Origin of the sequence: Butyrivibrio proteoclasticus (assembly GCF_900115735.1) — a bacterium.
Classification (GTDB): domain Bacteria; phylum Bacillota; class Clostridia; order Lachnospirales; family Lachnospiraceae; genus Butyrivibrio; species Butyrivibrio proteoclasticus_B.
Genome location: NZ_FOXO01000023.1, coordinates 33412 through 55132, shown reverse-complemented (window position 1 = coordinate 55132; position 21721 = coordinate 33412). Strand labels below are relative to the sequence as shown.

At 38.6% G+C, this 21721-nt stretch carries 19 protein-coding genes and 1 tRNA gene; 5 read left to right on the top strand and 15 right to left on the bottom strand.

Going from position 1 to position 21721, the window contains the following annotated elements; translation table 11 throughout:
• Positions 1-279: 279 nt before the first annotated feature.
• Entirely contained in the window at positions 280-1782 is a 1503-nt protein-coding gene (locus BM146_RS13635; protein ID WP_074890174.1) for a UxaA family hydrolase, read from the bottom strand.
• Between the two features lie 242 nt (positions 1783-2024).
• Between BM146_RS13635 and uxaC the strand changes: the two genes are divergently transcribed.
• From uxaC to BM146_RS19565, 4 genes are all read left to right on the top strand, one after another.
• Positions 2025-3443, top strand: coding sequence for a glucuronate isomerase (gene uxaC / locus BM146_RS13630; protein WP_074890129.1), 1419 nt, complete (start codon positions 2025-2027; stop codon positions 3441-3443).
• A gap of 3 nt (positions 3444-3446) precedes the next feature.
• A complete protein-coding gene (locus tag BM146_RS13625; protein ID WP_242949404.1) occupies positions 3447-4469 on the top strand; it encodes a LacI family DNA-binding transcriptional regulator in 1023 nt (340 codons plus the stop codon).
• Positions 4470-4558: 89 nt separating this feature from the next.
• A complete protein-coding gene (locus tag BM146_RS13620; protein ID WP_074890117.1) occupies positions 4559-5761 on the top strand; it encodes an IS91 family transposase in 1203 nt (400 codons plus the stop codon).
• Between the two features lie 26 nt (positions 5762-5787).
• Complete coding sequence (locus BM146_RS19565; RefSeq protein WP_177201672.1) at positions 5788-5952, top strand: hypothetical protein; 165 nt, start codon at positions 5788-5790, stop codon at positions 5950-5952.
• 150 nt (positions 5953-6102) lie between these two features.
• Here BM146_RS19565 and BM146_RS13615 read toward each other — a convergent pair whose 3' ends face one another.
• The 3 genes from BM146_RS13615 to mscL all read right to left on the bottom strand — a co-directional run bounded on the left by BM146_RS13615 (position 6103) and on the right by mscL (position 8479).
• A complete protein-coding gene (locus BM146_RS13615) occupies positions 6103-6597 on the bottom strand; it encodes a DUF2798 domain-containing protein (protein WP_074890115.1) in 495 nt (164 codons plus the stop codon).
• Between the two features lie 156 nt (positions 6598-6753).
• Complete coding sequence (gene mnmA, locus BM146_RS13610) at positions 6754-7842, bottom strand: tRNA 2-thiouridine(34) synthase MnmA (RefSeq protein WP_074890112.1); 1089 nt, start codon at positions 7840-7842, stop codon at positions 6754-6756.
• 139 nt (positions 7843-7981) lie between these two features.
• A complete protein-coding gene (mscL, locus tag BM146_RS13605) occupies positions 7982-8479 on the bottom strand; it encodes a large conductance mechanosensitive channel protein MscL (RefSeq protein WP_330391835.1) in 498 nt (165 codons plus the stop codon).
• A 113-nt stretch (positions 8480-8592) separates the two neighbouring features.
• Here mscL and BM146_RS13600 point away from each other — a divergent pair.
• Positions 8593-8663 (top strand) — tRNA-Gly (locus BM146_RS13600).
• 214 nt (positions 8664-8877) lie between these two features.
• Here the strand turns inward: BM146_RS13600 and BM146_RS13595 are convergent.
• From BM146_RS13595 to BM146_RS13545, 11 genes are all read right to left on the bottom strand, one after another.
• Positions 8878-11391: an ABC transporter substrate-binding protein gene (locus BM146_RS13595; protein ID WP_074890103.1), complete on the bottom strand. Its 2514-nt coding sequence runs from the start codon at positions 11389-11391 to the stop codon at positions 8878-8880.
• A gap of 13 nt (positions 11392-11404) precedes the next feature.
• On the bottom strand, positions 11405-12640 hold the full coding sequence (locus BM146_RS13590; RefSeq protein WP_074890100.1) for an ABC transporter permease: 1236 nt from the start codon (positions 12638-12640) through the stop codon (positions 11405-11407).
• Positions 12640-14181, bottom strand: coding sequence for an HlyD family efflux transporter periplasmic adaptor subunit (locus BM146_RS13585; RefSeq protein ID WP_074890097.1), 1542 nt, complete (start codon positions 14179-14181; stop codon positions 12640-12642). Before BM146_RS13585 ends, BM146_RS13590 begins: the two co-directional genes overlap by 1 nt.
• A gap of 39 nt (positions 14182-14220) precedes the next feature.
• The gene (locus BM146_RS13580) at positions 14221-15135 is read right to left on the bottom strand and encodes a carbohydrate ABC transporter permease (RefSeq protein ID WP_330391834.1); all 915 of its coding nucleotides are present in this window, start codon (positions 15133-15135) and stop codon (positions 14221-14223) included.
• A 6-nt stretch (positions 15136-15141) separates the two neighbouring features.
• Positions 15142-15942 carry a carbohydrate ABC transporter permease gene (locus BM146_RS13575; RefSeq protein WP_177201671.1) on the bottom strand — a complete coding sequence of 267 codons (801 nt, stop codon included), beginning with the start codon at positions 15940-15942 and terminating at the stop codon, positions 15142-15144.
• Between the two features lie 127 nt (positions 15943-16069).
• On the bottom strand, positions 16070-18238 hold the full coding sequence (locus BM146_RS13570) for a DUF6449 domain-containing protein (RefSeq protein WP_074890094.1): 2169 nt from the start codon (positions 18236-18238) through the stop codon (positions 16070-16072).
• Positions 18210-19115 (bottom strand): ABC transporter ATP-binding protein, encoded by a 906-nt coding sequence (locus tag BM146_RS13565; protein WP_074890091.1) that lies wholly within the window; start codon positions 19113-19115, stop codon positions 18210-18212. The genes BM146_RS13570 and BM146_RS13565 overlap by 29 nt, the downstream gene beginning before the upstream one ends.
• Complete coding sequence (locus BM146_RS13560; protein ID WP_074890090.1) at positions 19112-19504, bottom strand: GntR family transcriptional regulator; 393 nt, start codon at positions 19502-19504, stop codon at positions 19112-19114. The genes BM146_RS13565 and BM146_RS13560 overlap by 4 nt, the downstream gene beginning before the upstream one ends.
• A gap of 106 nt (positions 19505-19610) precedes the next feature.
• The gene (locus BM146_RS13555) at positions 19611-19853 is read right to left on the bottom strand and encodes a GIY-YIG nuclease family protein (RefSeq protein WP_074890089.1); all 243 of its coding nucleotides are present in this window, start codon (positions 19851-19853) and stop codon (positions 19611-19613) included.
• Entirely contained in the window at positions 19854-20090 is a 237-nt protein-coding gene (locus tag BM146_RS13550; RefSeq protein ID WP_074890088.1) for a hypothetical protein, read from the bottom strand. It abuts the gene before it with no gap.
• A gap of 123 nt (positions 20091-20213) precedes the next feature.
• Positions 20214-21656: an APC family permease gene (locus BM146_RS13545; RefSeq protein WP_074890087.1), complete on the bottom strand. Its 1443-nt coding sequence runs from the start codon at positions 21654-21656 to the stop codon at positions 20214-20216.
• Positions 21657-21721: the final 65 nt, after the last annotated feature.

Genomic DNA, 21721 nt, shown 5'->3' with positions numbered 1-21721 from the left:
TAATATGTACTTTATCATGTAGTGAAAACCTTTTCAAGCATGAAATATGCTGAATTTAAGACGTAGTTGTACACTTTTTCTTTAAAGCACCATTTTTTCTGTATTTGCGTAAGTGCTTACATGTCAATTATTCCTAACAAAAACGTTTAACTCATTTTTATTTTGGAAATCGTTTGTGAAAATTGCACAAATGAAATCACGCTCCCAAAGCTTCTTCTTTCAAACTCATCATCACTGATCTGTCATCTTGAATCTCAGCTAGGTATCGGTGCCATAGTATTAAAGCGTCACACCCCTCTTCCAAATTGCCATATCATGGAAGCCTGCTTCTTCACTCTTAAGCTTCTCTCCTGATGCTGTCCTTAGTATCTTTTCAAAAAGTTCGTCCGTAAGCTCTTCAAAACTTCTGCCTTCAAGGATCTGTCCGGCTCTAAAATCTATCCAATTACTCTTTTTATCTGCAATAGTGTTATTGCTGGCTATCTTCATAGTAGGAACAGGACATGCAAATGGTGTTCCTCTTCCTGTTGTAAAAAGAACTATCTGTGCACCGGAAGATGCAAGTGCAGTTGCTGCGCAAAGGTCATTACCGGGAGCACAAAGAAGATTAAGTCCGGTAACATCAGTTCTTTCTCCATACTCAAGGACGTTCATAACAGGGAAATCACCTGACTTCTGGGTACATCCAAGAGACTTGTCTTCAAGAGTTGTAATTCCGCCTGCCTTGTTTCCGGGAGATGGATTCTCATAAATAGGCTCGCCTTGCTTTGTGAAGTAATCCTTAAAGCCATTGATCATATTAACTGTGTCATTAAATTTTTCTTCTGAAACGCATCTGTTCATAAGAATAGTCTCTGCGCCGAACATTTCAGGAACTTCAGTAAGGATTGATGTCCCTCCGCACTCAATTATCCTGTCTGATATTCTTCCAACCAAAGGATTGGCTGTAATGCCTGAGAAGCCATCACTTCCGCCGCACTTAAGGCCTATGATGAGTTTAGAAGCATCAACTTCCTCTCTTACATCGGAACTTGCTTCTTCGATTATCTCTTTTAACAGATTAAGTCCATCCTGCATCTCATCATCGGATTGCTGACATACAAGGAACTTAACTCTCTTGTCATCAACTTCACCAATATATGGTTTAAGCACATCAATGTTGCTGTTCTCGCATCCAAGGCCCAGAACAAGCACGCCACCGGCATTTGGATGATTTATAAGATCAGAAAGGATTGTTCTTGTGTGCTCCTGATCATCACCTGTCTGTGAGCAACCATAGTTATGTGTAAATGCCACAACTTCATCAACGCTGCCCTTTACATAAGCGCCCGCTTTCTCAGCAAGCTTAGTTGCTATATTGTTTACGCATCCAACAGTTGGTATGATCCAAACCTCATTTCTGATGCCAACTTTGCCGTTTGCTCTGACAAAGCCTTTAAATGAAGCTTTTTTTGAACCAACCATCGATTTTCTTTTTTCGAGATAATCCTTATCAGGCTCATATTTGTAATCGAGTATCCCCTCAAGATTTGTCTTTACATCATGTGTATGAACCCACATTCCCTTTGTAATATCTTCTGTGGAATGTCCAATTGCGTATCCGTATTTAATAATATTTTCGCCATTTTTGATATCTTTGATTGCAACCTTGTGTCCTGCCGGAACATCCTGTGCAATTACTATGCTCTCATTATCTGAAAGATTCAGTGTCTGTCCCTTAGCCATAGGTTCAAGACAAACAACTACATTATCCTGTGGATGAATTTTTAAAAAGTTACTCATACCCCTACCCTTTCCCTGCATTCATGCAGATGTAAGCTCTTTCATTTTTGCTTACATAAATCATATCCGCAATAAACAATTTGGTCAACCGCTTTTTGGCTTTTTCGACTATAAATGAAATCAAAATTTATGCCTTTTTATCTATTGTATTTGAAAAAGCCCTCTAGTATAATATTTTTTGATTATGTAAATGCTTACATGTTTTTTCAAAAAAATAATTATTATATAAGGAGGGTTATGAAATGAAGAAATTCATGGATGAGGATTTCCTTTTACAGTCTGAACCAGCAAAAAAGCTTTATCATGACTATGCTGAAAACATGCCTATACTTGATTATCATTGTCACATCAGTCCAAAGGAGATCGCTGAGGATCGTCACTTTGAAACTATCACACAGGTTTGGCTTGGAGGAGATCACTACAAATGGCGTCTCATGCGTGCATTTGGCGTAGATGAAAAATATATGACAGGCGATGCTCCAGATAAGGAAAAGTTCCTTATGTTTGCAAAGTGCCTTGGTAAAGCTGTAGGCAACCCGCTCTATCACTGGGCACACCTTGAGCTTAAAAAATATTTCGGTTATGACGGTGTTCTTAATGAAAAGACAGCTGAGGAAGTGTATGATCTTTGCAACAAGGTTCTTCAGTCTCCTGATATGAGCGTTAGAAAGCTCATTAAAATGTCTAACGTTACTTTGATCTGCACAACAGATGACCCTATCGATACACTCGAGTGGCACGACAAGATCAAAGAAGACTCTTCTTTCGATGTTAAGGTTCTTCCAGCATGGAGACCTGACAAGGCTAAAAATATCACAAAGCCTGAATTCACAGATTACATTGCCAAGCTTTCAGAAGTAAGCGGTGTTAAGGTTGATTCTTTCAAATCCCTTAAGGAAGCTCTCAGAGTAAGACTTGATTACTTCGCATCAAAGGGATGTAACGTAACAGACCACGCTCTTGAGTATGTTATGTACAGACCTGCTTCAGATGAAGATATCGAGGAGATCTTTGCTAAGAGACTTCGCGGTGAAGAGATTTCATATGAAGAAGACCTTAAATTTGAGACAGCATTCATGCTCTTTGAAGGCGAAGAAATCGCAAAGAGAGATTGGGTAATGCAGCTTCACTTCGGTTGCAAACGTGATAACAACACTCCTATGTATGAAAAGCTTGGTCCTGATACAGGATTTGATACTATCGGTGCATATTATCCAATGGGCGAGCTTGCTGATTTCCTCAACGCTCTTCATGTAAAGAACTCTCTTCCAAAGACTATTCTTTACAGCCTTAACCCAAGTGATAACAAGATCATCAACACTACTCTCAATGCATTCAACGAAGGACCTGTAGTTGCCAAAATCCAGCAGGGAAGCGCTTGGTGGTTCAATGATACAAAGCTTGGTATGGAACAGCAGCTTGAATCAGTTGCAGAATCCGGCAACCTTTCAGGTTTTGTAGGAATGCTTACAGATTCAAGAAGCTTTACATCTTACACAAGACATGATTACTTCCGCAGAATCCTTTGCAATTACCTCGGAAGCCTTGTTGAAAATGGTGAGTATCCAGAGTCAGATCTTGATATTCTCGGAGAGATCGCTGCAGATATCTCATACAATAATGCTGTAAGATACTTCAAATTTCCTTTAGAAACGAGATAATTTATGAGCAACCAAATGACTATTTATGACATATCCAAAAAGGCTGGCGTTTCTATTGCTACCGTTTCAAGAGTTTTAAACGGTAGCACCAACGTTAAGCCCAAGACACGCAAAAAAGTCATGGATATAATTGAACAATACGGCTATAAACCAAATGCTTTCGCCAGAGGTCTCGGCCTTAACTCAATGAAAACAATCGGCATTTTGTGCGCTGACGCTTCTGACCTTTATCTGGCAAAGGCTTTATACTATATTGAGCAAAACCTGAGAGAAAATGGTTATAATTCTGTTCTTTGCTGTACCGGATATGAAATGGATTCCAGAAAAGAATCCCTTAATCTTCTCCTTTCACAGCATGTGGACAGTGTCGTAATGGTCGGTTCAAACTTTATCATGAATAATCCCGAAGACAACATGTATGTCAACGATGCTGCCGCTTCTGTTCCGATAATGCTTCTTAATGCTGACTATGACTGCAATAATGTGTATTGCACATTATGTGATGATTATAAAGCAACTCAGGATGCCACAGAAAAGATGCTTAATGCAGGTCTCAAAAACATCCTTTACCTTTACAACAGCAATTCATATTCAGGATTAAAAAAGCTTGCTGGATATCAAAGCGCTCTGTTGTCTCATGATATAGCAGTTAAAAAAGAAATGCTTCAATGTTTCAAGGGATCAAATGAAGATATAGATGGTGTTAAGAGTTTTATTGAAAAGCTCTACTTAAAAGGCGTTAAGTTCGACGGAATTATTGCAAGTGATGACTTTTTAGCTGTTGGTGCAATGAATTTTGCAAGAGCAAATAAGATCAAGGTTCCAAATGAGCTACAGATCATCGGATATAACAATTCCATCCTTACTCATTGCTCTGAACCACCAATCTCTTCTATCGATAATCGTCTTGAAGATATGTGCATACAACTTGTTAAGACCCTTATTGGAACCCTTTCTCAAAATGAAATGCCTCAGAAAACCATTTTCTCCGGTGAACTTGTTGAGCGAGGTTCCACAAAACTATAAAAAAGTGCCTGCGGCACCTCAACTCCCCTGCCCCTCACTCATGAGGGGTTGGGGTTGTTTTTTGCCCTAACTCCTTCATAATAATATCTATGAAACGTAATACACTACAGGAATTGTTTCGAGATCACTATGAAGAAATTCAATATACACTCCATCCCAGAAAGACCGAGATGGAAAACATTGATAAAATGATCAATTGTGGCGATCCATCTTATGGTGGTGCCATGTATGGTTGTGCTGAATGTGGTACTCTCAAGTTCATCCCTTTCCGCTGCCATTCAAGGTTCTGCCCTACTTGTGGCGCTTTATATTCTCAGAAACGTGCCCAAGCTATGTCATTCAAACTAATAAACTGCCAGCATCGTCACTGTGTATTCACCATTTCCAAAGAACTTCGTCACTACTTTCTTGAAGACAGAGACCTTCTTAATTGCTTATTTGACGCTGCAAGTAGTGTGATTCACCAGATGTTTTACAAGATGAACAAATCACAAAACTTCACTCCCGGTTATATCCTTGTACTGCATACATTTGGCAGGCCGCTTGAGTGGAATCCTCATATACACTGCCTCATCTCCGAAGGTGGAGTAGGCGATACAGGTTTCTGGCGCAAGGTCGATTTCTTCAGTTTCAAATACATGCGCCATGCTTTCCAAACAGCTCTTCTAAGCCTTATGGAAAACCGCATCACTGATCCTCAAAAGAAAGCTCAGTTCAAAAGAGAAAAAGCTCTCTCTTACAAAAATCAGAAGGATGGCTTCTACATCTATGCAAAGCCAACACTTGCTGATAAGAATACTGTAGCCAAGTATATAGGCCGTTACCTTGGTCGCCCTGTAATAGGGCTTTCAAGAATAGATTCCTATGATAAAGAAAAGGATACTATCACTTTCCACTACAATCGCCATGATGATGAAGTTCTTGTAACTGAGACCATACCAGCCATTGAATTCATCAAGCGTCTCATACAGCACATCCCAGAAAAAGACTTCAAGATGATACGCTATTACGGCGTATATGGTCGACACAGAGAATCTGACAAAAAGTTATATCGTCTTATTCATCCGTCAAAAAAGCCATTTCTACAGTCATTCTTAAAATGGCGATCCGGAATACTTTCATCATTTGGATATGATCCGCTGAAATGTCCAAAGTGTAACAGCACCATGAAATTCCTTGAACTATACTTCAATCACAAACGTGTTTCTCTCGAAGACTTATATGAAAAGGCAATGGGAAAATGCCGTCCCAAATGTCGTGCCCCTGTTCAAACTCATTCTCTGTCATGCTAAAATGAGGCATGACAGGAGGATAAATCATGGTTGATAAAGCACTAATCGCAAAGCTTAGAGAGAAATACATGCAATGCCCGCCGGAAGGCATGTCGGCGGATGAAATCCGTGAGATGGACGATGAAGACCTTCTCGATATGGATTACTTTATGCACGAAGATGATGAATTCTTTGATGAGGTAGACTGGTAATTCAAAGCCAATATACCTCTGCTTTGCGTGGCCCGGTCTTGTCCGGGCCTTTTAATTCAAAGTTTCGCCGCAAGGCGAAATTTCCTATTAAATAAAAAATAACCTCAGCATAAAAGACAATGCTGAGGTTATTTTTATTATCAAATATTATCATGCAGCTTTTTCTGCTTTATTACCCTTGAAAAATGTTTTCATAATAAATCCAAATACATTCCTCACAAGTGGACCTGCAAAGAAAATCTGCCAGCAAAGTGCCATTGGAAAATTGAAAGCTGTTGTCTGAAGCCATACGCTAATAAATTCACTGCCTGCATTCTTGAAAAGAATTGTTGCTGCAAGGCTCATAAGCGGGCACATAAGGCATACAGACATTGATGAAATAGCAAGTATGATCATGATCATTGGATCCTTACCAGGAGTTACAAATCTAAAAGCAAGAATCTGAGCAAGCTTTCCAACAAATAAAAGCTCAAGTACTACAGCTATAGGCCACATGATAATGATCTCACTAAACGCTGCAAGGAATACAAAGTTCTGTAGCCCGCCTACACTCATTGAAATGTTGTAAACAATCATGGCATATACCATAACGAATGCCATTAAGGCAGTAAAAAACACATCCTGTAATTTGCTCTGTGGTAACATAAATAAGTTCCTCTCTTTCTTAAACGGGAAGACCTCTGTGTTGTTCGTTATCACCCGGCAAAGGATGTGCGTTTCCAATAATACCTTGAAATCTTCAAATCTTTTTTCAGCGATTTTCGATTATAACAGATTTCAAGGTATCATGTAAGTGTTTTTTTAAATATTGGAAATAATTCCACCGCCAAGAACATAATCTCCATCATATAAAACAGCAGATTGTCCCGGAGTTATAGCTCTTTGAGGCTCATCAAAAGTAAATACAGCACTGCCATCATCATTTATTATGCAAACTCCCGGCTGTTCCTTGTGTCTGTACCTGATTTTGGCGCTGCATCTAAACTCATTTTTAGGAGCATCACCTGTTATCCAATGAAAATCTCTTATTTGAACTTCTCTTTTAAACAGATCCTCATTGTCACCAAGAATAACCTGATTATTCTGAACATCAAGCCTTGTTACATATAATCTCTTTTTATCAGGGATTCCAAGGCCGCGCCTCTGTCCTATGGTATATCCTATAATTCCTTTGTGCTGTCCCAAAACATTTCCGTTTACATCGACAAAATTGCCCTTGGGATAATCTTTTCCTCTATAGCGCTTTATCATAGCTTCATAGTCACCATCAGGAACAAAGCATATATCCTGGCTTTCACTCTTATGAGATGTAACAAATTCTTTCCCCTCCGCAATTCCTCTTGTCTCCGTCTTAGTGTACTCGCCAAGCGGGAAAAATGTATGTGAAAGCTGCTCTTCAGTCAGATCGTAGAGAACATAGCTCTGATCTTTATTTAAGTCCTTGGCCTTAAGCAGATAATAATGGCCATCTTTCTCTTCTATTCTTGCGTAATGACCTGTAACAATGTAATCAAACCCCATCTCTCTTCCTTTTTGGTAAAGAATATCGAATTTAAGATACTTATTGCATCTGATACAGGGATTTGGTGTCTCGCCTCTCTCATAACTGCAAACAAATGGCTCAATTACATTCTCTCTAAACTCAGCTTCATAATGATATATCTGATAATCAATTCCAAGCCTGTCACACACAGCCCTTGCATCTTGAGTATCTGCAAGACTGCAACATGTATCGAAAAGGTCCTTTCCTACCATATCATTCTCATACAGGCGCATAGTGCATCCCATACAGTCATATCCCTTATCTACCATAAGTGCTGCTGCTACACTTGAATCAACGCCACCACTCATGGCTATCAATGCTTTTTTATTCAAACTGTTCTCTGACATATTTTTTCCTTACAAATCTTGATTAAACTATTTTTAACTATTAACTTTATAGGACAATAACTTATAAACAAAGATAGCCCCTATACAATAAAGTACAAGGGCTACAATACTACATTTTACAACAAAAAACAAATATAAATTATAACTCAGATGTGCAATGAGGACATCTGGTTGCTTCAATATTGATTTCACTCTTGCAACGAGGGCAAATCTTTGTTGCAGGAGCAGCTTCTTCCTCTTCTTTCTTTATTTTATTGCTGACAGCATTCATAAACTTAACAAGAAGGAAAATAACAAAAGCCATCAATAAGAAATTGATAACTACAGTAATGAAAGTTCCATAGTTAAGTGTTGCAGCACCTGCTTCTTTTGCAGCTTCAAGAGTTGCATAGCTTGTTCCATCAAGACTTACAAACATGTTATTGAAGTCTATTCCACCTGTCAAAAGACTTATGACCGGCATGATAATATCATCTACCAGTGATGTTATTATCTTCTGGAAAGCACCACCAATGATAACACCGACAGCCATATCCATTACATTACCGCGCATGATAAACTCACGAAATTCCCCTGCAAGGCTCTTACCCTTGCTTGCAACTTTTTTAATATCCTCTGTCATTTTGTTTTCTCCCATACAATACTAAAACTATAGTTACCTAAATGAAATTATATCACTAAAAATTTTCATTGCCCACTTGAAATTGTGCGGCAATGAAAGTAAAATAAAATAGTTGTGAGACACACAATGCAGGATTAGTACATCGGTAGTATATTAGCTTCCCAAGCTAAGGAGGCGGGTTCGATTCCCGTATCCTGCTTATATCAAACGATGCAATAAAAAGGGCAAGTAAATTTTCATGTTTACATGAATAAATTTATTTGCCCTTTTTATTATACCGCGCGAACGCGCGGATGAGGATTGCGAAGCAATCCTCATATGCATTGTTTGATATAAGCTACTACACCTTCGCAATCCTCATATGCAGCATTTGATATAAGCTGCATCATTCGATATTATATTGCATCGTTTGATCATGAATTCTCATTTACATATATTGAAAGTCTGCTTTGGATGATACTAGCTACCTCCTCGGCACTCTTCTGGCCGCTAAAGAAAGCTGAAGCTTCTTCCATAATGATGTTATTAACACTTTCGTTATAAGCGATCGGTTCATGCAAACTGTTGATAAAGTTCTCTATAAACTGGACATCTTCCTGAGTCAGCGGAGGAAGTTTGATCTCCTGATCACCAATCCAATAGTAATCAGCCTCTTCTTCCTTTGTCCCATCATCATTTGTATAATATTTAACTTCTGTTGCTTCTTTTGCTTTTTTATCAAAGCTAGACTTCCTTACAGGGAAATCAAAGTCCAGGCTATCCTGATATTCCTCAAGGTAAAATGTCCTAAGGAACTGCCATATTCCTTCAGAATTCTTTGTTCTGGCACTTACTGCAAGTGTCGTATTTGGGGCAATTGTAGAGTAGTTCTCACCTTTTTCATTAGGGAATCCAACAAATGAAATATCCTCACCAAACTGTCCATATTTCAATCTCTTATACTGATCAAATCCATAAATACCTGCCAAACTTAAAATTGCTTCATTTGACCTGTAAATATCGTCAAGATTTCTCTCCCAGAGTGACTCATTGTATTGTTCCGGGAAATTCTTGGTGAATTCCAAAAGCTTTATGAAGTTCTCATCTGTGAAATTACATTTCTTATTTTCCCAATCAATAAACTTATTTCCTGAAAAAGCAATTCCGTAGTTCATCATTTCCTGACGGTTCTGCGGTCCACAGACAAGATCATAGCTGATTCCCATGTCGGCTATCATTTTTTCTATATCATCAACAGATAGTACATTTTTGCCCTGAGTAAGTGAAGTCTTCATAGCTACAGTTGCAATGCTGAACCCAGGGACCATAAGATACATCTTATCTCCCGTCTTAAATGCATCCATAACAGAATCAATAAATTCAGTATTTGAAAGATCCGGGTCATTTTTTATAAAACTATTAAGATCAAGGAAAAGTCCCTTATTGATGAAGCTATCAACTGGTGAATCATTGTCAAATGTCATAATGTCCGGAATATTACCTGAAACAATGTCGAGATTAAATCTATTAGCCCCCTCATTCCAGTTATCTTCTGTGTTATATACAGAATAGTCTACAAGCTTTATCTTATAATCCTGGTTTTCCTTATTAAACTTAACAGCAGCCTGCCTTACAGTATAATCAATGAATGATCCACCAAGAGTGATCACCTGCTTATCTTTTACCTGATCAGCAGGAACTTTAACAAGTCTTTCAAGAGAATAATTATACTCAAAATCAGGAAGTACAGCTAAAAACTCTGTGTCGCTGATAGCTGCTGCTGCGCTGATCGAATAGGTTGCTGCAAGATCGGAATCAACATAGTCAAGCAATTTGGTAATCTTATCTGCCTTAAAGTCATAACCATAGATTGCTGATTCTGTACTGATATACAGATCATATCCATTACCTTCAAATACTGTCATGCTATTGTAACGCTCAAGAGCTGCTGATTTTTGTCCTATTTCTCCTTTTTCTACATCGATAGGTGCAATTAAATATCCATCATTTCCATACCCTGCAAGGAAAACATTTCCATTAAAGCCCTGATAGAGCTCAAGATATGAGTCTTTGTATTCAGTTGACTTACTTGTATCACAAACAAGAGTAAAGCCGTTATTTTCATCAAACTTCTCAATACCACGGCCATCATTTAGCAAAAGACCATACTTTTCTGAATAAACCATTCCATATATCTGGAGATAATCGCCTTCAGCAAGGTCTTTATTGATGTCGTATTTATAGAGCATATTTCCCTGGGCATCATATTTTACAAGGTATCTCTGCTCCTGAGAAGAATCATACATCTCTCCTGAATAATCATCGCTATATGAAACCACCATCTTATCAAGCCCATCGTCTTCAGATGAGTCTGCAGACGAGGCATCACTTGAAGCTTCTTGTGATGAAGTTACTTCTGCTAAAGCCTCCTCATTTGAAGCTTCTTCACTTGAATTCTCTACGGATGCTTCGTTTTCAAGTGAAGATTCCTCTAACGCTCCTTCAGAACTCTCACCTTCATCCATAATATGCACCTCTCCATCATCTTCCCAGTTATAGATCTCTAAAAGTGCATAAATATTTCCATCTTTGTCAAAGCTAAAGCGGCTATAGCTTTCTCCGTTACTGCTAGGAAGATAAATAGTATTTAAACCTGAACCATCGTAGTTAAAAGAATTAACTGCAATGCCTTTTCCCTCTGCTCCGTAATAATCAACAGCATAAACCTTGTCACCAGCTATTTTGACTGTTGATACATTACTGCCGTCAATGTCAACGCCCATGTCACCAATCTTGAAAACATAATCCTTGGAACCGGATGATGCCTCATTTAACAGACTATCATCTGAACCGTTTTTCTCTTTTCCGCATCCTGCCAGCATACCAACAGTCATAACCATTGTTAATGCTACCGCTCCGGCCCTTTTCAATAAACCATTTCTTTTCATAACATCTCTCCTCTCATAACCTCTTTTGAGCTCGTTTTACCTCATAATCATATTTCTTTTCCATGAGATAATTGAATATACCTCTCACAGTCCATTTCTTGTTTCTGTATGCTCTAATGATAAACAGAACAATAATGACAACTACTATAGTTCTGCATATTAGTCTGATCAAAAGAAGTGTCGCTAAAATATCTTCATAGCCTCTGGCCAGATTCTCCCAATAAGGGAAAAATATAGCCTTATTCCACATACTCCTTGTCCCATAGGACATTATCACATTAAGGAGGGCAAAAAACGAAAATCTTTCAGTGTTATCAATGACTGAAATATATGCATCATCAAGAGATGCACTTTCTTTTACGATCTGAGCAACTATTCCGTCAACAGGCCCCGGCATTACTACTTCATAGCAGTTTATACCGCCTTTACTAGCCGTAGTACCATCCTCAGCAATCTCAGCGCTCTCTGTTCTTCCACTAAGTATTGTTCCGTATTTACACAGACTGTCATATGAAATATAGGCTATGCTGGCATTCTGGCCTGATGCCTTTCGCATTTTGCCTTCTTCTCTTTTTACAACACCTGAAACATAATGAGGCACTTGGCCGATCATTACCATCTGTCCAACTACATCATTGGAACCAAAGAGCTGCCAGGCAAGATCCTCATCTATAACAATCCCGTCTTTCATAAGGGCATCCGGCGAGTAGTAACTTCCTGATACCAGCTCTAAAGGGTGAAAAAGAAAGAAATCCCCCTCAGTACCTATGGCTGTTACCTTATCTGCCACTTTGTTTTCAAAAGTGATCGATATAATTCCCTGGGCACTGTAACAGCTCGCATAAAGTCTTGAATCATCTACTTCTTCCTGTGAAGCATCTTCAGAATCTACATTTGTCGCATCAAGAGTCTGCGTTTCGATTATCACCGGTCCTGCATTCCCTGATCCTTCATCGTCTTCTTCGATAATGCCCACATCATTCATTTTTGCCTGAAGTATATACTCAAGCTTTCTGATGTAATCCGAATCTATAAGCTGGTCTTCTGTAAAAAAGGCACTGACCTGAGTCATTTTTCTCTCATCAGACCACCTCTGACCTTCTGCCTGTTCAGGAAGTCTGCTGATAAGAGCTCTGCTGTATGCTCCCAGAAAAAGGTCAGCGGCAATAAGAATGATCACAAGGATAAAGACTTTGTTCTTAAAAAGCTGTATTAAACTATTCTGTATCTCTTTAAACTTTGTCTTCATTACTCGTTAGAAAGCCTTACCTGTTCTCCTGCTTTTACAGGTTTATTGGAAGTTGTGATGACATATTCATAATCATCAATTGCTGCTGTGATTGCAGAGTTTTTATCATCAGATGCGACAACGGTCACATCAGCTCTAGTGGCTGTATATCTGTTTCCAAGTGGTGATGATTTGCTCTTAACAATAAGTACAAACTTACCGTTAGTGTCTGTTTTGATAGCGCTGTTTGGAACTATCATATCGTATTCCTGGCTTCTTTCACCGATTGCCAGAGAAATGCTCTGGCCAGGTGTAACTTCTGTACTCTCTATCTTAAAGGTAAGAAGCTTCTTGCCTGCCGGATCCTGCTTATCATTTTTAATAGATGTAAGTGTAGCCTTGAAGTTTGAACTAAACTGCCATGCGTTCTGTGGCTGAGCAGCATCGCCAACCTTAAGCTTTTGTGCCTGAGAATTGCTTACAGAAAAGCTTGTTGTCATATCTTTTCCATCAACCTGAATAACAGCAATTGTCTCATCTGCAGAAGTTGACTCACCGGCTACTTTATTTACAGAAGATACTGTTCCTGCAACAGGTGACTTTACAGATGCGCCAACAGATTCAGCCTCAAGCTTTGCAATCTTTTCTTTTTGCTCGGTTATCTTGTCTCTCTTCTGGCAAAGAGATATTTCAATATTGATGCTCTTTAGCTGATCTTCCTTAACTCTTTCTGCCTCTTTTAAAGCTGCTGAAGTCTGAGCTTTTTTTTCAGTTGCCTGAGATATTTTTTGTGAATAGCTGTAACCCTGCTGAGAGCTATAGGTTGAAAGCTGTGACTTGTCTCTTGTAAGCTCTGCCATGAAGTTTTCAAGTTCAGCAACCCTGTCGGTATCTCCATTATTTGCAGCCTTAGTCATATCTGAAGTTGCCTGAGCGATAAGGTATTCCGGTGTTGCTGTATTGTAATCAATCCCCGCCTTTTCATAATCCATCAGGTTACTTATGTAATCGAGCTCTGCCTGTGCCGCGTTGTCAGCGGAAAGGGCTGCGTTATAAGTATCAAGCACAGAACCTACCTGAGCCTGATATGAATCATAAGAGGCTGTCTTCCCATTTCTGACATTTGAGATCACTGCACTTGATACATCACCTGAAAACATCATCTGTTCATAATCAAGTTCCAAGGTGTCAAGTGTCTCTTTTGCCTTAACCAGTTCATCCGACTCTTTATCTTCCAGGTAGTAGATGATATCTCCGATTTCTACATGAGCACCCTCTTTAACAGCTACGCCTGAAATCTTTCTTGTTTCTTTTACCGTGATATTATATGGGTCCTCCGCAGTAACTGTTCCGGTTCCCCTTATCTGCGGACTAATTGATCCGCTCTCTATCTGAACTGTCGCTACCTGAGGCAGAGTATAGTTCATAATGGTGTTTGAAAAGAATGTAAGAACAAGCATCACGGACAAAAAGGCGATTGCAACGTTCTTTACCATATCTTTTCTGTTTGTTTCCTTTTTTGGCTGAATTAAATCTTTTCTCTCGTCAAAGTTCTCTGACATAACAAAACTCCCCTTGTAACTAAAATAATTGCAAAACTCTTATCCCTTTATTCCTCCCTGGTAAGATATTCCCTCTACCAGATAGTCCTCGCCATATAAAAATATAAGAAGCGGCGGTACGAGATAAATTACCGCAACTGCAAAAGCAAGACTGATCTCCCCTGTATTTATCTTAGAAAGAAAGACAGAAAGCGGATGAAGATCCGGATCACCCAAAAGAATAAGAGGCTGTTCAACCATATTCCAATAATCAAAAAATACAAGTATAGCAATTGAAGCAATTCCTCCTTTACATAATGGCATGTTGATCCTTGAGAAAATATACCACTCATCTGCTCCGTCTATAGAAGCAGCCTCTAATACTTCTGTTGGAATCCTTCTCATAAACTTGGTCAAAAGATATACCGCAAATGGCGAAAAGAATCCCGGAAGCCATATTGACCACCTTGTCCCGTATATTCCTATGGCCTTTGAAACCAAAAAATTCGGAACAAGCGTAACCTGATAAGGCATAAGCATCATTATTATGTAGGCAAAAAAGATAGCTCTTTTAACTCTGCTGTCATATCTTGAAAAACCATATGCTGCCAGGGTCGCAATCCCAAGCTGAATACCTACTATCGGAACGACATATATGATGGAGTTCCAAAACTTCAAAAGATATTGCGGGCTCTTAAACAAAACCGTAAAATACTGGGCAAATGTGACCATATCCGGAATGAATTTCAGATTAACAGTCTTTGAAATAAATATTTTTCCGCCCTTTTGAGTCGTTGCAAAAATCGAACCATAGTTGGCATTTATCTCTGACGATGACATAAATGAATTAGTGATAGTCAGTATGATAGGCATAAGGAAAATGATTGCAAATGCGAAGGCCGCAATCGTTACAAGCGCGGTCTTTAAGTTATCTATACGCCTCTTTTTCCTATACATTTTTTGTAACATGTTCATGCTGTCTTACCCTTCTACATCCTTTCCGTAGTAGTTCTCAACAGCATACATGATGTACACAAGACCTGTTACTACTATAAACATTATTATCGCTGCAGCAGATAGCTTTTGATAATCCAGAGAAGCAAATGTATTGTTCATGAAATGTTGCAGCATATATAGCGAATCCACCGGATAATCGCCCGTCATAAGATATATCTCTCTGAAAACCTTAAAAGAGTTTATTAGAGACATTATGGTAACAAACAGTATCGATGATGACATGTATCTCACTTTTATAAGCCAGAACACCTGGAATTTGGAGGCATTCTCTAAAGATGCCACTTCCAAAAGCTCTTTTGGAATACTTGCAAGTGCTGACATAAACAGGATCATGTTATAACCAAGATTTTTCCATAGGAAAAGAGCTATGATAACAACCTGAGCCTTATCTGATTTAAGCCAGTCAACCTTGTCTGCACCGAAAAAAGCAGTGAAATTGTTTATAAGGCCGTTATAGTGAAACATTACCTGCCAGATAAGAACAACCGATGCTGTTGGAACCATCAATGGGCTTAAAAAAAATGACCTGAAATAACTCTTAAATGGAATTCTGGATTCCATTACGGCAGCCAGAAAAAGTGACAGCAAAACCGCAAGAGGAACAGCAACCAACGAAAACTTAAAGGTATTTATCCCCGCCAGTTTAAACGCACCATTGTTCCAGACATTTATATAATTAGCAAAACCTACAAAATTCTTTTGAATGGGATTATTGATCAAAGAATAATAGATAACAACTCCAAAGGGAGCTACAAAAAATAGCATAACTCCCAATAAAGACGGAGCAAGAAAGAGCCATGAAATTAGGCTCTTTCGCTCATTTGAAGAAAGCTGCCCTTTGAATAGTCTATGTATTTTTCTCCTCACCCTAGCACAAAACTTAAACACAACCTTACTCAGTATCCTTCACTACAAATTCCGGAACTTTCCCCTTTAAGAATGAATAATATGATCCATCGCTCCCATAATAATCGCTGCCATCAGATTTTTTCGTTATTACAACACTGTACTTGTTGTCTTTCTGACTATAATCATACCAATTTCCATTATAATCTGAAGTAACGATATCTTGAAGTATTTCTGACACTTCTTTGCTATTTTTTACCGGATCATAAGTAGCACTGGTAGTCATCACTTCTTCATCACGCAAGAGCTTGCCTGAATCAAAATCATCAAGGTTATAACCCGGATAATAATTATCAACTCTTATGCTGCTTATCATCTCAGGTGTAAGCTTGGGCTCAACATAGATATTATGGTCTTTGATAAGTTTCAGCAGATTTGTACTGTTCTCATAAACAGGAACAGAAACGTTTACATAATGAGTCCCATTGCTGGAAAATTCCAAGCTACCAATTGGCTGATTTTTTTTCAGGTATGAATAATTGGCGCCTTCTAAAATATCTTTCCTGTAAGCATCACTTATTTCAGAATAGGTAATGGTATCGTCAGACTTCCTTCCACCGGCAGAAACATAAGAAACACTATTGTTACCCACGTTGGAACCTGTCATTTCTCTAATAGCCTCATCATCAAAGCAGATGTAATGGCCTTTTTTATACTCTTCACTTGAAATAATACTGTCCATAAGTGCTTCATCGGTATCATATGGCACAAAAATGCTTCTGTATATCTTTCTTCCATCCTTCATCCTATAAAGGATTGATAACCCATAGCCCTTTGAATAATAAGAGTCCGTATCATAGTTTTTTCTTCCATCCATTCCGATAGATGCCAGTTTGATAAAAGAGTCAACATCAGTTATGTACATGTGCTTTTCACAGTACCCATCTCCAAACATGCCTCGACCAATCCACACATTGAAGTTATAGTCATCTTCAAGGATTGCGCAGCTTGCCACCTTTTCAGGTGCCGGAACATAGGAATCAAAGCCGATAAGATCTCCTCTTAGCACAACGAATAATAAAAGAACCATGCAAACTGAAATGATTGTTGAAGGCTTACCCTTAGTGAATCTCCTAATATTGGCATCAAGGATAACCTCGATGAAACATCCGGTTAAAGCTGTGACAAGCAGCATGATAACACACATCATTATGAAGAGCTTATCATTCCATACATAGTCATTCATCATGTAGACCAGTATTCCTGCCGCTACTCCCGCCATAATGCTCACGATTACTTTAATGCACCATCTAAAAGGTCTAAATACAAAGCTTTTGCCCGCCATTTCAGCTTTTCTTTTCCTGCTGAAAATGATCACAAAGATAAAAGCAATAACTCCGACAATAAGCGTATCTATATCAAGTCTCAAATTGCCTTTTGCAGAATCAAGAACTGCTTTCGCCGAAAATACATCATCATAATTAAAAGTTGTTTTATACCAAGCATAAAATCTGTCATATAAAGGAGACAGAATAGCGCTAAAGCCTTCCGAATAAGAAAAAGTTTTAAAGAATATTTCTTTTAAACCTCTTATTTCACCGGCTATTGCTACAGATACTATTGCAAAAAAGCCTGTCAAAAGAAATGCCGAAAGCATTGTTCCACTAAGCATGATGGCAAGTACAGTCACATTGTATACTGTCAAAAACAGTACGACAGACCTCAAAAACTCAATGAGTACTGAAAACAAGACTGCATTATTTACTGCTCCCATACCTATAGCGATCAAAAATGCTATGAGCTCAACTGATCCAAAGATAATAAGAAAGGTAACAAATGCATTGACGTAGTTCTTTTTTAGTCTCTGAAATCTCGTAGTTGGCTGGCTAAGATAGAAATCCATCTGGCTTTGGTTAAACACATAGGAAAAACCCTGAAATGCAAATGCAATCGCGACTAGTGTCACAAGCCCAAAGGTCACGCTGTTTATTCCCATTACCAAAGAAACTGCCTTGCATTTTTCAACCTTAAGGACTACATCTGACTGTCCGTACATAGCTGCATAGTTTATGCACCTTGAAACAAGCAGTATCACTCCGAAAATAAAATAGCCAGCTACAAAAGGAAGCGCAACAAGAGCTGTCCAAAGAGTTCTTGTAATATATTTTTTCTGATTCTTAAGCTTTTCACTGAAGGATAAATTTCCTGATGTCATACCCAACTACCTCCGTCTCACTGATAAATATCTCCTCTAATGATAGAGCAAGCACCTCAAAGAATATCGGATTGCCGCGTTTGAATGCCGCTTCAATCTCTTCTCTTTCACCTCTCATGGTTATGGTGTGAAGTCTTCCTCTCTTTTCATGAAGAAGTATATCTATTCCTTCAAGAGCATTTTTCTCATCCGCATCAGAAGCAAATACACATTGAACTTTCTGCATGTTAAGCTTCATATCGCTGATATCTTCCGATAAAATTACTCCGCCCTTATGAAGAAGTCCTACGTGATCACAAATATCCTCAAGCTCCCTTAAGTTATGAGATGCAATCATCGGTGTAAGCCCCCTGTCTTCCATCTCTGCTGCGAACAGACTCTTAACTCCCTGTCTTACAACCGGGTCAAGTCCATCAAAGGTCTCGTCACAGAGAAGATACTTGGTTCCGGCGCATATTCCAAGCAGTATTGAGATCTGCTTTTTCATTCCCTTTGAAAAAGTGCTGATCTTACGCTTTATATCAAGTCCAAAACCATTACACATCTTAAAAAATCGAAGTTTATCAAACTTCTCATAAATTCCCTCATAGTATTCCGCCATATCCTCAGGGCTACTGTTAGGCAAAAAATACTGATCATCAGATATGTAAAAAATATCTTTCTTTACATCCGGGTTGTCATATACAGGTCTGTTATCTACACATACTATGCCAAGATCAGGCTGTATGACTCCTGCGATTATTCTAAGTATCGTACTTTTACCTGCCCCATTAGTTCCTACAAGCCCGAACACTTCGCCGTCCATTATGCTCAGTGAAACACGATTGACAGCTTTGATGTCGTCATAGGATTTATCCAGGTCTAGTAACTCAATCATGTTAATTCTCCTCCGCTTTGCATATTCTCCCCAAGCCTTAGCTTTATTTCATTTACAAGTTCCTCTAGTGGTATTCCGATTTCTTTAGCTTCTACAAACAGATCAACAACCGCTTTTATAAGCTCTTCTTTTTTATTGTCTTTGAGTAGCCCTGTACTGTCTTTTACAAAATTGCCTCTTCCCTTGACAGTATAGATAAATCCCTGTCTCTCAAGTTCGGCGTAGGCCTTTTGTACAGTGTTAGGGTTTGTAGAAAGCTCCATAGACAGACTTCTGACAGATGGCATCTGATCATCCGGTTGCAATATCCCTTTAAAGATCTGCATCTTGAAATTCTCAACTATCTGCTCATAGATTGGTCTGCTATCTTGATAATCAATAAGCTTCATTCTCTTCACCCATTGTTTAACAATTTAGTTTTAGTTACAAAAAATAAGTGTACTATGTTTACTAGTACACTTGTATTCTATAACTATATATATGTAATTGCAATACTTATTTATTTGCCATTTTTTCTTTTTGAGAGTGCGTAAGGCGCTTTAAATGCCACTCTCTGCTCATGGCCTCTTCTTTAGTCTTGAAGGTTTCATAATAAACCAAGACAACAGGTAAGCGGGCTCTTGTATATTTTGCCCCCTTACCTGAATTGTGAGTCTTTATTCTTTTTTCCAGATCATTGGTGTATCCGCAGTAAAAAGATCCACCTGCACACCTGACCATATATGAGTAATATTCCATTTATGCCTTTTTAGTTGCAAGAAATGTTGACGCGTCCGGTGAATATCCTGCAAGTTCCCATTCATCATAAAGTTCAGCCATCATCATGCCGGAGAACCCCTTGGAATCCATCTTTAACATTGTCCAGGCATCATCAAATTCTTTTCTTCTGGCTCTGAACTCTGCCGAGCTCTTACCTGCACCACCATTCACTTCTGTAAGGTATTCATCATTTATCATATTCTTTTTATCAGCCATTATAGGTTCCTCCTCACATGTATTGCTCTAATTTATTATACACTTATTTATACGAGCAAAAAAATAAAATGGCAAAAAAATACTGCCCAAAACGGCAGTATTTTTAATAGAACAAATATTTTTTTATGCAACTTCTACACCTTTTGCCTTATCCTTTTCTCTTTTAGCAATCATAGGAAGGATAACGCCAAGAGCAGTAAGAACAAGTGGTGTAATTACGTTAAGTGCAAATGTAAACGGATCTGCATCATACATTCCAAGAATACAGCTTGCTGCTGTTACTCCAAAGCACCATATTCCAAAGAACAGAGCCACACCCTGATTCTTGACGAATCTATAATCAGGCTTGAATTTATCTCCAGCCTTTCTAAGAGCGATATATGCCCAAAATACCCAAAGGTAACGAAGTGGCATGCACACTGAGTTAAGCTTTGTAAGCTGCTTAAGAACTACAGCTGCACCAGGAACAAATGACTGAATAAGGATAATCGCTCCTGATAATAAAGCTACAAGCTTAATACCATTTACATAAGCACCGGCATCATTCTTCTTAAGAAGTTTTGAAGGAATAAACTCTCTTGCGTCCTCATTGTCAAGAAGCATACGAAGAGGTGCATCAATACTGATAACAAGAGTTGAAAGCTGACCGATTGCATTACAAATAGCATAAATGATAAGAAGTGTATCTCCAATGTGATAATAATTACCAAGTTTCTGGAATGCCCAGTAGCTTCCGTTTGAATTATATGCGTTAAAGCTGTCTGCGCTTGCGTTAATCTCTGCAGGATCAAACATCATACCCATTGCTACAGTTCCAAGCATCGCACAAACAACAACCATTCCTGCAAGAGTAATCATTGCTCTTGGGAAGCCCTTACTTGGGTTATCAATCTTATTAACATAAGGAGAGATTTTCTCACAACCACCTACAGCAAATACAAGTATTGAAAGTGATGTAAAATACTTGACATTAAACTGAGGAATAAGACTCTTAATGCTAAGGTCAAGTGATACAAAACCGCCCTGTGGATTGATTGCAGGTGCAGCAAACATCATTATGATGTAAAGAATAGACATTACAAACATACTTGTTCCTGCAAGAGTTGCAAGCTTTTTAAGGGGGTTAAGTCCTCTTGAAGCAACATAACAGAAAATCAAAAGAATAGCCAATGTAACAAGCTGAACAGCAAATGTTGGGAATGAATCATATTTTTCACCATTTCTGTAAACAGCCCAGCTAAGCGCCTTAAGTCCACCTGAAGACTTAGAAGCAATATAAGTAATATGGCAAGCCCAATAAGTCCAGCCTGCATAGTAAGCAACCTTAGGGCCTGTTGTGCTAAGTACCCATGAGCTTACACCACCGCCTGATGTTTTGAAGGCAGAACCAAGCTCACCTACCATAAGTGCATATGGCACAAAGTAAAGTGCAAACATAAGCACCCAACTGAACATTACCTGTGTGCCGTTAAAATAAAGAAAACCATTTAATACATTTCCAAACCCCCATACGGTTGAAAATGCCATGAACGCTAACGTGGTCCATTTCATACGTTTTGAATCCATTTTGTAAAACCTCCATAATATCTTTACAGCAAGGTTTATATTTTACTACATTAAATTCCAAAAGT